This is a genomic window from Sulfitobacter sp. EE-36, from assembly GCF_000152605.1.
Classification (GTDB): domain Bacteria; phylum Pseudomonadota; class Alphaproteobacteria; order Rhodobacterales; family Rhodobacteraceae; genus Sulfitobacter; species Sulfitobacter pontiacus.
Genome location: NZ_CH959310.1, coordinates 1,668,111 through 1,679,783 on the forward strand (window position 1 = coordinate 1,668,111; position 11,673 = coordinate 1,679,783).

Consider the following 11,673-nt stretch of genomic DNA (forward strand, 5'->3'; position numbering starts at 1 on the left):
ATTAACCGCCCGTATCGCCCTTCGTCTCGATCTTGAGCGTGGTGCCACAGTGTTTGCAGTGAACGGCGTCTGTCTCGTGACGGTTCAGGCCACATTCGGGACAGGTGTGCTTGATCTTGGAGGGTTGGAAGATCGTGCGCGCCAATTGTACGAACAGCGCGACCCCGACCACCATGATGAACACCGACAGCAGTTTGCCACCCGTTGTCGTCATCGTGATGTCGCCAAAACCCGTTGTCGTCAGCGTCGCCACTGTAAAGTACAGTGCATCGACATAGCCCGCGACACCCGCGTCCTCTTCAAAGGTCAGCACAAACACCAGCGACGTGATGACAAAGATGAACACCAGCAGGTTGACCGCCGCAAGGATCGCGTCCTCGTGTTTTCGGAAAAACGCGCTTTCGCGCCGCAGGTCGTGCAGCAGATGATAGGCATGGATCAGCCGCAAACCGCGCAAGACCCGCAGGAACGCAAAGCTTTCGGCCATAAGCGGTGCCAGCACCAGCGATATCACCACCACCAGATCAGCAAGGGTGTAGATGCGCGTCAGCTCTTTGCGCAGGTTCGTAGAGATCCAAAGACGCGCGGCAAGGTCGAACAGGATGAACAGGCCAAAGAACGCATTGACCGCCGTAATCACCGGCGTTGACGGCAGCGCGGCGGTCGCGATGAAATAGATGATCGTCAGTGAATCAAACACGATCAACCCGTAGCGAAACCGCCGCGAGCGCGTGTTTTGCCCATCGTATAAAGATTTAATCGTACTGCGTAGACTGTTCATTGATTGGACATACCGCTTCCCTCAGGGTCGTCATCGTCAACAACCGCTGAGGGTCAAGATGGCGCAAGGCGCGCCAATATCAATGGTTTGCGTAGGCCGGCAGGATTATTCCGGCGTGGGCTCGTCTGTCCGGGCCAAGCGGCGCACAAAGCTGACGCCCGTTTGACGGCGCAGCATGCGTCGGGATTTATGCTTTAGGCCGACTTCTTCCAGCACCTTGGGGTTGCGGTAGTGCACCGTGAAGATATCGCGATCTTTGGGCAGGGGCTCCCCCCGTATCTTGCCGCCCAGGATATAATGTTGCTCTTCCGCCAGCGGGTTCCATGTCAGGCCCGCACGGCGGATGGCGACAGGAAGGCTCATCTGATCCAGATAAGGGCGTCGCTTTTCCAGCGTGTCAATCTCGTCAATCCGTCGGGCCGTCTCGTACCAGATATCGGCAAACCGGCCCTGTGGTCCTTCGGCTTCGGGGAAAAGGACGAAACCGGACGAGAAATAGGGCACTTTGGGGCGGCGCGACTGGCGCATCAGGTACACGCGCTCTTCCGGGATCTCCATATCGAAGGCCCCGTAGATCAGGTCCCAGATGTCTTTCTGCGCCCAATACATACTGGCCGCGACAGAGCAGGAAACATGGCCGGATTTGACGATATTGTCGATTGTATTGGGGCGGATAAACAAGACGTCGGAATCCACAAAGGCGGAAAACTCGCTCTCTCGGGGCTGCATCGCGGCGATGATCTTGTTGCCGTGGGGATAGGGCTCGCGCCACATGCCTTCCGTTTTCATCGGGCGCAGCTCCGCGCCCATTTTCTCGTGTGCGATGAACACCGAGGGGTGAACGTCGTTCATGCGATGTTCGGGCACATAGCCGATGCAGGCCACGTCTTCGGAAAACTGCTCGCGGATAGAGGCAAGCAGGCTACAGGCCATGATGTCGTAAGAGGGCGGTTCCACGATATAGGTGAGCGTAAGTCTTGGTTTCGCCATTAATCTGCTTCCCTATCTGCGGTGCCCGTCCCGCCCGGGCGGTCGGCTCCGGCGGGACTGTCGCGCAAGGCTCGCTTGCACGCCCCAACTGTTTTTCAGGAATGTCTGGTTCTGTCTAGGTTTACGTGACCGATGACCCGCCTGCGCCTTAGCGCAGACGTTGTTCGGTGTTGGCGTCAAACAGCATCGCCCGCTCGGGCGGGATTTTCACGCCAACCTGCGCCCCTTCACGAGACCGGTCGTCGCCGCGTTCCTCGACGATGATCTTGGCACCGGTGTCGGACAGCAGGTGAACATAGGACACGCCGCCAAGGGCCTCGGTCATTTCGACGGTGAAGCCTTTGCCTTGGGGGTCAATTTCGATGTGTTCCGGCCGGATGCCGAGGGTGATGTCCCGGCCGTCTTCGGGTGGGGTCACGGGCAGGGCATAGCTGCCGTCCAACCCGTCCAACACGACCTTGCCGCCGCTGGTGGTGCCATCCAGAAAGTTCATCGCGGGCGAACCGATGAAGCCGGCCACAAAGCGGTTGTCAGGATCGCGGTACAGGTCAAGCGGTGCGCCGACCTGTTCGATCCGGCCCTTGCGCAGCACCACGATCTTATCGGCGAGGGTCATCGCCTCTACCTGATCGTGGGTGACATAGACCATCGTCGCCCCGATTTCCTTATGCAGGCGGGCGATCTCGACGCGCATTTCGACACGCAGCTCGGCGTCGAGGTTGGATAGCGGTTCGTCGAACAGAAAAACTTCGGGGCCGCGTACGATGGCGCGCCCGATAGATACGCGTTGCCGCTGGCCCCCCGACAGGGCGGCGGGCTTGCGGTCAAGATACTCTTCCAGCTTCAGGATTCGCGTCGCCTCGGCCACCTTCTGGGCGATCTCGGCTTTGGGATGGCCGTTCATTTTCAGGCCGAACCCCATGTTGTCGCGCACGGTCATATGCGGATAGAGCGCGTAGGTCTGGAACACCATCGCGACCCCGCGCTCTGCCGGGTCCATGCGGGTCACATCCCGGTCGCCGATGCTCATGCTGCCTTCGGTGGTTTCTTCCAGCCCCGCAATCATGCGCAGCAAGGTCGACTTGCCGCAGCCTGACGGGCCGACAAAAACGCAAAACTCGCCATTTTCGATTTCAAGGTCGATCCCGTGTATCACCTGAACACCGCCATAGCGTTTCACGACATCTTTCATGACGACACCGGCCATATACGACTTCCTTTTATGAGGGGACAGAGGGGGACTGCCAGGACTGCGCCTCGGCCCCGATGCGGGTGGCACAATCAAGCAGGGCAGGGCGGAACGCATTCAGACCGTCCAGCGTATGACGGTGTGTTGCGGTTGCGATGGATACGGCACCCACGACGCGGCCCGCGTCGGTCAGAATGGGGGCGGCGATGCTGATGATGCCGGCCTCGTGTTCCTCGCGGTCAAAGGCGATGCCCTCGGCGCGGATCTGTTCCAGCTCGCGCACAAGGGTTTCGGTGCTGGTATGGGTGGCATCGGTATATTTCAAAAACGCCTGCTGCTGCAGCGCCTGCGCCTGTGCCTCGGGTTCAAGATGCGCGAGAATCGCCTTGCCGACTCCTGTGCAATAGGCCGGGGCGACCTGACCGGTGCGCGCCAGCGTGGCAAAGCGGCTACTGGCCTGACGCTTGTCGACGAACACGACCTGACCGTTGTCGATTTGCGCAAGGTGGATCGCCTCGCGCAGGCGTTCGCCGAGGGCGCTGATATAGGGGGCGGCAATGGGTGCAAGCGAGGCTTGCGACCATGCGGAATGGGCAAGGCTGACCAGACGGATGCCCGGCGCATAGGTCTGCTGATCCTTGTCATAGCTTAGCATACGTTGACTGGTGAGCGTCTGAAGTAGCCGATACAGCGTCGGTTTTGGAAACTCCGATGTCTCCAGCAATTCGCGCATGCGGACAGGGCGGCCCATTGCTGTCACCTGATCCAGCACGCTTAGCGCCTTTGCAACAGTCCCGTCGCTGTTCACCACATTCATATCGTTCTCCGTCCCTCAGGGCGCTGCATCCTGTGGGGTCTTTTGACTGACCCGTCCCCCATGCAGCGCACCAAACTGTTGACAAGGCTAGCGAGCTTGATCTTATATATCAATATACAAAACTAAGTTTCAAATAATGAGACAGTTTTGGATTGCGGAAGCATCAGGGAGGATACCATGCATTCCATTCTCAAGAGGTCACTCGCGGCCGTTGTCGCTGCGGGATTTTCAACATCGTTTGCTGTCGCGGACGAAAGTCAGCTTTCAGGGGAGCTCAAGATCACCTCTGACATGTCGAACCCCGCGCCGCGCGCGGTGATGGAGAGTTTGGCAGCCGGTTTCGGAGAGCTGCATCCGGACGTCGATATCGAACTGACGATCGTCGACCGCGAAGCGTGGAAGACGCAGATCCGGAACGCCTTGGGGGCGAACCCGCCCGATGTGGTCAACTGGTATGCCGCGAACCGCATGGGCCCTTATGTCTCTGCCGGGTTGTTCGAAGACATCTCTGATATGTATGCCAACGGCGATCTGCCCGGGCTTGAGTCCGTCAAAGGTGCGCTGACCATCGACGGCAAGCAATATGGTGTGCCCTATACCTACTATCAGTGGGGCATGTACTACCGCGAAGATATCTTCAAGGAACTGGGACTGACCGAGCCTGAAACCTTTGAGCAAGAGCTTGCGAACTGCGAAAAGATCGTTGCCTCGGGCCGTGCGTGCTATGCCATCGGGACCAAGTTCCTGTGGACCGCTGGCGGCTGGTTCGACTATCTGAACATGCGCACCAACGGCTTCGACTTCCATATGGAGCTGGCCCGTGGCGAGGTGCCCTGGACCGATCCGCGCGTCCGCGAAACCTTTGCCAACTGGCGCAAGATCATCGACATGGGCGGCTATGTCGCCGATCACCAATCCTATTCCTGGCAGGAAGCGTTGAACTTTATGATCGAAGGCGATGCGGTGGCCTATCTGATGGGGAACTTCGCCGTTGCCGCGATGCGCGAAGGCGGTCTGGACGACAGCCAGATCGACTTCTACCAGTTCCCGAAGATCGCGGATGTGCCACAGGGCGAGGATGCCCCTACCGACACGTTCCACATCCCGTCAGGAGCCAAGAACAAGGAAAACGCCCGCGCGTTCCTTCAGTATGTGACATCGGCTGATGTGCAGACCAAGATCAACGCAGGCGACGCCTTGGGGCAGCTGCCCATCAACTCTGAATCCTCGGTCGATAAGGACGAGTTCCTCGAGCAGGGTTTCGAGATGCTGAACACCAGCGCCAAGGGCGGTGTGGCCCAGTTCTTCGACCGCGACTTCAGCGCCGAGATGGCCAGCGTCGGCATGGAGGGGTTGCAGGAATTCATGGTGGTTCCCGACAACCTCGACGACATCCTCGAGCGTCTCGAAGAAACGCGTCAGCGCATCTACGAATAACGCTAAAGCGTCGCGTCCTCCCGCATCGGGGGGACGCAACCCACCGCCTCAATCCATTCGCAAGCCCGCCGACGGCCGGTTTTCGCATGTGTTGATTTACCGGAGACCACGGCATGGCAGCAACAACACCGCCCCCCGCGCGCAGTTGGTACAAACGCAACGAGATCGCGCTGACGCCGTGGCTTTTCCTGCTGCCGGCGATGCTGTTCTTTGCGGTCTATGTGATCATTCCCATCGGCCAAAGCGTGGCGATCAGTTTCTACCAGTGGGACGGACTGGGGGAAAAGACCTTTGTCGGCACCGCGAACTATGAAAGGTTGCTGGGGATCGGCGACCAGAAGATGGACCGCAAGTTCGAGATCTCGTTCTGGAACAACCTCAAATGGCTGGTGCTGTATTTGCTGGCGGTGCCTGCGGGGCTGTTCATCGCCTTGTTCCTGAACCAGACCGTGCGCGGCATCCGTATCTACAAGTCTTTGTTCTTCTTTCCTTTTGTCATCTCCCAGGTGGTCGTCGGGCTGGTGTTCTCGTGGTTCTACCTGCCACGCGAAGGGCTGCTGAACGCGATGCTGGCGATTTTCGGGGCAGGGCCGGTGAATATCCTGGGCGATCCGTCTACGGCGACCTACGGGATCATCGCGGCGGGGCTGTGGCCGCAGACGGCCTATTGCATGATCCTCTATCTGACCGGTCTGAATGCGGTGGACCCCGAACAGATCGAGGCCGCGCGACTGGACGGGGCCAAGGGGCGCAAGATGCTGTGGTACATTATCCTGCCGCAGCTCAAGCCCGCGACGTTCATCGCCTTTGTCGTCACCATCATCGGCGCGCTGCGGTCGTTTGACCTGATCAGCGTCATGACCAACGGCGGCCCCTTCGGATCGACCCGCGTGCTGTCGTTCTACATGTTCGAAGAAGCGCTGTCCGAGTTCGGCTTCCGTATGGGCTATGGCTCTGCCATCGCGGTGATCCTGTTCCTCATCATGCTCGGGTTCATCGCCTATTTCCTCTATGCCATGTGGCGCGAAGAGCGGGAGGCTCGCTGATGTTCCCTACACCGATCGCCAAACAATCGCGCAGCCGCCAGCTGACCTATCAGACGTTGCTGCCCGTCGCGCTGATCCTGTGGCTCTTGCCGCTGATCGCGGTGGCGCTGTTCTCTATCAAGCCGGGGTCGGATTTCGCCGCCGGGAACTACTGGGGGTGGCCGTCCAGCTTCGAGGGGCTGACGAACTACGGCAAGGTCTTCTTTGAAAGTAATATGCCGCGCTATCTGATGAACTCGGTCTTTATCACGCTGCCCACGGTGCTGGGGGCGATTGCGCTGTCCAGCATGGCGGGGTTCGCCTTGGGGATCTACAAGTTCAAGGGCAACCTGCTGATCTTCTTCATGTTCATCGCGGGCAACTTTGTCCCGTTCCAGATCCTGATGGTGCCCGTGCGCGACCTGACCATATCGCTGGGGATGTATGACAGCATTCAGGGGCTGGTCCTGTTTCACGTGGCGTTCCAGACGGGCTTTTGCACGCTCTTCATGCGCAACTTCATCCGCGCATTGCCCTTCCCCTTGATCGAGGCCGCCCGCGTCGAAGGCGTGGCCGAGTGGCGCATCTTTTTCTTTGTCGTGCTGCCACTGATGAAGCCCGCGCTGGCTGCGCTGGCGGTATTGGTCTTTACCTTCATCTGGAACGATTACTTCTGGGCCGTCGTGCTGACCCAAGGACCAAGCGCGCAACCTGTCACCGCGGGCATCACCGAATTCAACTCGCAGTTCCGCGCAGCCTATCACCTGATGAGCGCGGGATCGATTGTCGCCGCCTTTCCGCCGGTCGCGATGTTCTTTCTGATGCAAAAACACTTCATCGCCGGTCTCACGCTTGGCGCAGTAAAGTAGAGAGTTATGACACAGACCTACCGCCTTGATGACGGGCACCAGACGCTTGTTCTGGCCTCTGCGCACGACCGCCTGCCGCAGGTGGTCTATTGGGGCAGCCCGCTGCCCGACAGCGAAAATCTGGAAGAGATCTGCGCCGCCCATGCCATCGACGTCACAGGCGGCATGCTGGACGAGATCCCTGATCTGTCGCTGTGCCCCGAAGCCGGGCGTAGCTTTCCGGGGCAGGCGGGGATCGCGGTTGCGCGCGCCGACGGCACGCCGCTGCGCCCCGTGTTTCACCTGCGCAACGTGGTGCAGGATGCAGGGCTGCGGTTCACCTGCGCGGCACCGGAGGAGGGTCTGACGCTGACCTTTGACTTTGCGGTTGATGCCGCAACCGGCGTGATCACTTGCCAGACGACACTGGAGGCCGCGCAGCCCGTGCGCCTGCACTGGCTTGCCGCGCCGGTGGTGCCCGCGCCGCAGCTGAGCACAGAGATGATTGACGTCTCGGGCCGGTGGTGCGGTGAATTCCAGTTGAACCGCACCGCGTGGCGGGCAGGCATCCACGCGCGCGACAACCGCACGGGTCGCACGGGCCACGAACACTTCCCCGGACTGCTGATCCCGACCACGGGGGCCACGAACACCCAAGGGACGTGCTACGGGTTCCACTATGGCTGGTCGGGCGGTCATACGATGATCGCCGAGGAGCTTCAGGACGGGCGGCGGCAGGTGCAATGGGGCCATGCGGCTGGCACCCAGGACGCCCCCGCGACACGGTTCCAGACGGCGCCGCTTTACCTGACCTATTCTGACACCGGCCTGAACGGCTGTGCCGTCAGCTTTCAGCGTCATCTGCGCGACCGCATCGTGACATGGCCCAAGCCAGACACCCCGCGCCCCGTTCACTACAACTGTTGGGAAGCGGTGTATTTCGACCACGACTGGTCTGTCCTGACCGATATCGCCAACCGTGCTGCCGCTTTGGGGGCAGAGCGTTTCGTGCTGGATGACGGGTGGTTCGGACAGCGCGACGACGACACCAGCAGTTTGGGCGACTGGATCATTGATCCGCGCAAATACCCCAAGGGGCTGACCCCGCTAATCGACCATGTTCAGGGGTTGGGAATGCATTTTGGCCTCTGGTTCGAGCCCGAGATGATCTCGCGCGATAGTGACCTCTACCGCGCCCACCCCGATTGGATTCTGGGCCCGCAGGACCAGATAGAGGGGCGTCAGCAGTTGGTGCTGAACATGGCGCTGCCGCAGGTCCAAGATCTGCTCTACGACCGTATCGCCACGGTGCTGCGCGACAATGCCATCGACTATATCAAATGGGACCATAATCGCGTGTTGCCCGCACCCGACGCGGCGCAGACAGGCGGCGTCTATGCGCTGCTGGACCGGTTACGCGCCGATTTTCCGCTGGTCGAGATTGAAAGCTGCGCGTCAGGCGGGGGACGGATCGATTTCGGGATCATGGCGCGGACCCAGCGGGTCTGGCTGTCGGATAGCAACGACGCGCTGGAACGGCTGCGCATTCAGCATGACGCTGCCTTGTTCCTGCCCGTTGCCGTGACCGGCAGCCATGTCGGCCCACGCCACTGCCACACCTCTGGGCGCACGCTGGACATCAGCTTTCGCGCCTGGGTCGCCGCGCAGCGCCACATGGGGTTCGAGATGGACCCGCGCGAGCTCGACGCCCGCGAAACCGATGTGCTGAAACAGGTCACGCAGTGGTGGAAGGACAATCGCGGATGGATGCGCACCGCGGATATCCTGCGGCTCGACAGCGCTGATCCGGCGGTGATCGCAGAGCAGCAACAGGCCACCGATGGGATGCGTTTCGTGGTGTTCGCAGGCAAGGCCGCGACCTCGGCCCAGATCTCACCGCGCCCGCTGCGGCTGACCGCACTTGACCCGCAGGCGCGCTACCGGATCACGCTGGCAAACCGCGACGAGGCGGTCGCGCTGTCACGGGGTGATGCCGCGCTCAAGACCCGCGATCTTGTGCTGTCGGGCCAGTACCTCATGAACCATGGCGTGACCCTGCCATGGTCGTTCCCTGAACGCATGTGGGTCATTGAAGGAACACGGCTATGACAAAAGAGAAACGCAACCGCGCTTGGTACGGCAAGAATGATCGGGACGGGTTCATTCACCGCAGCTGGATGAAAAATCAGGGCTTTCCCGACCACTCGTTTGATGGCCGCCCCATTATCGGTATCTGCAATACATGGTCCGAACTGACCCCGTGCAATTCCGGCCTGCGCGATCTGGCCGAAGGGGTGAAGCGCGGCGTGTGGGAGGCAGGGGGCTTTCCGGTCGAATTTCCGGTGATGAGCCTTGGCGAGACCCAGATGAAGCCGACCGCCATGCTGTTTCGCAACCTGCTGGCGATGGACGTCGAAGAAAGCATTCGCGCCTATGGTATTGACGGTGTGGTTCTGCTGGGCGGCTGTGACAAGACCACGCCGGGTCAGCTGATGGGCGCGGCAAGCGTCGATCTTCCGACGATCGTTGTCAGCTCCGGCCCGATGCTGAACGGCAAGTGGAAGGGCAAGGACATCGGCTCTGGCACGGATGTGTGGAAGTTCTCGGAAGATGTGCGCGCGGGCGAGATGACCTTGCAGGATTTCATGGCCGCTGAATCCGGCATGAGCCGGTCCAAGGGCGTGTGTATGACGATGGGCACGGCCTCTACGATGGCGAGCGTGGTAGAGGCGATGGGGATGTCGCTGCCCACCAACGCCGCGCTGCCTGCCGTTGATGCGCGCCGCATGGCGCTGGCGCATCTGACCGGCAAGCGCATTGTCGAGATGGTCGAGGAAGATATCAAGCTGTCACAGGTCGTTACCCGTGCCTCTATCGAGAACGCTATTCTGGCCAATGCCGCTGTCGGCGGGTCGACCAATGCCGTGATCCATCTGCTGGCCATCGCGGGCCGCGTCGGCATCGATCTGACGCTCGATGATTTCGAGCTTGGGTCGGATATCCCGCTGCTGGTCAACTGCATGCCCTCGGGTAAATATCTGATGGAAGATTTCTGCTATGCGGGCGGGATGCCCGTGGTGCTGTCCCATCTGCGCGACAAGCTGCGGCCCGCGCAGACCGTCATGGGTGGGGATATCCTTGCCTATGCCGAAGGGGCTGAATGCTACAACGAGGATGTGATCCGCCCGCTGGATAATCCGCTGCGCCCTGCGGCCGGGTTGAAGGTGCTGCGCGGCAATATCGCGCCCAACGGGGCGATCGTGAAACCCTCGGCGGCGACGGACGCCTTGCTGGAACACGAGGGCGAGGCATATGTCTTCGAGAATATCGAGGATATGAAAGCCAATATCGACCGCGAGGATCTGCCGGTGACCGCAGATACGGTTCTTGTGCTCAAGGGCTGCGGCCCAAAGGGGTACCCCGGTATGCCCGAAGTCGGCAATATGCCGATCCCCGCGCGTCTGGTCAAAGAAGGCGTGCGCGACATGGTCCGCGTGTCCGACGCGCGTATGTCCGGCACCGCCTATGGCACTGTGATCCTGCACGTCAGCCCTGAATCCAACGCAGGCGGCAATCTGGGGCTGGTACAGACCGGCGACCGTATCCGGCTGTCGGTGGCGCAGGGCACATTGGACGTGCTTGTCTCTGACGAGGTGCTGGCACAGCGCCGCGCTGCCTGGGTACCCGAACCGCCCCGATACGACCGCGGCTATGCCAAGCTCTATACCGAGACGGTATTGCAGGCAGACAAAGGCGCGGACCTTGATTTTCTGGTGGGTAAAGACACCCGCCCCGTCACACGGGAGAGCCACTGATGACCCTGAACGCAACATTTCCCGATCTGCGCGGCCGGTCGGTGTTCATCACCGGCGGCGGCGCGGGGATCGGTGCCTTTCTGACCGACGGCTTTCTGGCGCAGGGGGCCAAGGTCAGTTTTGTCCAGCGCAGCGACGCCACCGCGTTTTGCAACGAGATGGAAGAAAAACATGGCCAGCGCCCCTTTGCGCAGACCTGCGATATCTCGGATATCGCGGCACTTCGGTCCAGTCTGGCCGCGGCCGCCGATGAGCATGGCCCTGTCACGGTTCTGGTGAACAACGCCGCCAATGATGCCCGCCACACCGCCGAAGAGGTCACCGAAGACTTCTGGGACCAGTCGCAGGCGATCAACCTCAAGTCCTATTTCTTCGCCTGTCAGGCCGTACTCGCAGGGATGCGCGCCGCGGGTGGCGGGGCCGTGGTGAACATGAGCTCGATCTCGTATATGATGGGGAACGCGGGCTATCCTGCCTATACGACCGCCAACGCCGGCATCAATGGGATGACCCGTTCGCTGGCGCGGGAATTTGGGCCGGACAAGATCCGCTTTAACGCGCTGGCACCGGGGTGGGTGCTGACGGAAAAGCAGATCGAACAATGGGTCACGCCCGAAGCGCTGGCGGCGCATATTGACCGGCAATGCCTTAAGGATACGTTGAAGCCGCAAGACATCGTGGATGCGGTGCTGTTTTTATCCTCTGCCTCCAGCCGCATGATGACGGGGCAGTTGATGGCCGTCGATGGCGGCGTCGTGGTCACCGGATAGG

The 11,673-nt window shown here is 60.7% G+C and carries 10 protein-coding genes; 6 read left to right on the plus strand and 4 right to left on the minus strand.

The genetic code is table 11. The features are described 5' to 3' along the window. Position 1: 1 nt before the first annotated feature. The 4 genes from EE36_RS10635 to EE36_RS10650 all read right to left on the minus strand — a co-directional run bounded on the left by EE36_RS10635 (position 2) and on the right by EE36_RS10650 (position 3,777). The gene (locus EE36_RS10635; RefSeq protein WP_254655604.1) at positions 2-706 is read right to left on the minus strand and encodes an ion channel; all 705 of its coding nucleotides are present in this window, start codon (positions 704-706) and stop codon (positions 2-4) included. Between the two features lie 180 nt (positions 707-886). Continuing rightward, positions 887-1,771 (minus strand): hypothetical protein, encoded by an 885-nt coding sequence (locus EE36_RS10640; RefSeq protein WP_005852111.1) that lies wholly within the window; start codon positions 1,769-1,771, stop codon positions 887-889. Positions 1,772-1,919: 148 nt separating this feature from the next. Beyond that, a complete protein-coding gene (locus tag EE36_RS10645) occupies positions 1,920-2,978 on the minus strand; it encodes an ABC transporter ATP-binding protein (protein WP_005852113.1) in 1,059 nt (352 codons plus the stop codon). A gap of 13 nt (positions 2,979-2,991) precedes the next feature. Continuing rightward, positions 2,992-3,777, minus strand: coding sequence for an IclR family transcriptional regulator (locus EE36_RS10650; protein ID WP_005852114.1), 786 nt, complete (start codon positions 3,775-3,777; stop codon positions 2,992-2,994). 177 nt (positions 3,778-3,954) lie between these two features. Here EE36_RS10650 and EE36_RS10655 point away from each other — a divergent pair, with 177 nt between their 5' ends. From EE36_RS10655 to EE36_RS10680, 6 genes are all read left to right on the plus strand, one after another. Then, the gene (locus EE36_RS10655) at positions 3,955-5,214 is read left to right on the plus strand and encodes an ABC transporter substrate-binding protein (RefSeq protein ID WP_180828926.1); all 1,260 of its coding nucleotides are present in this window, start codon (positions 3,955-3,957) and stop codon (positions 5,212-5,214) included. A 113-nt stretch (positions 5,215-5,327) separates the two neighbouring features. Beyond that, complete coding sequence (locus tag EE36_RS10660) at positions 5,328-6,260, plus strand: carbohydrate ABC transporter permease (protein WP_005852117.1); 933 nt, start codon at positions 5,328-5,330, stop codon at positions 6,258-6,260. Beyond that, a complete protein-coding gene (locus tag EE36_RS10665; protein WP_005852118.1) occupies positions 6,260-7,108 on the plus strand; it encodes a carbohydrate ABC transporter permease in 849 nt (282 codons plus the stop codon). The genes EE36_RS10660 and EE36_RS10665 overlap by 1 nt, the downstream gene beginning before the upstream one ends. Before the next feature lie 6 nt (positions 7,109-7,114). Then, positions 7,115-9,196, plus strand: coding sequence for an alpha-galactosidase (locus tag EE36_RS10670; RefSeq protein ID WP_005852119.1), 2,082 nt, complete (start codon positions 7,115-7,117; stop codon positions 9,194-9,196). Then, on the plus strand, positions 9,193-10,902 hold the full coding sequence (locus EE36_RS10675) for an IlvD/Edd family dehydratase (protein ID WP_005852120.1): 1,710 nt from the start codon (positions 9,193-9,195) through the stop codon (positions 10,900-10,902). The genes EE36_RS10670 and EE36_RS10675 overlap by 4 nt, the downstream gene beginning before the upstream one ends. Continuing rightward, complete coding sequence (locus EE36_RS10680; protein WP_005852121.1) at positions 10,902-11,672, plus strand: SDR family NAD(P)-dependent oxidoreductase; 771 nt, start codon at positions 10,902-10,904, stop codon at positions 11,670-11,672. Before EE36_RS10675 ends, EE36_RS10680 begins: the two co-directional genes overlap by 1 nt. Position 11,673 lies beyond the last annotated feature (1 nt).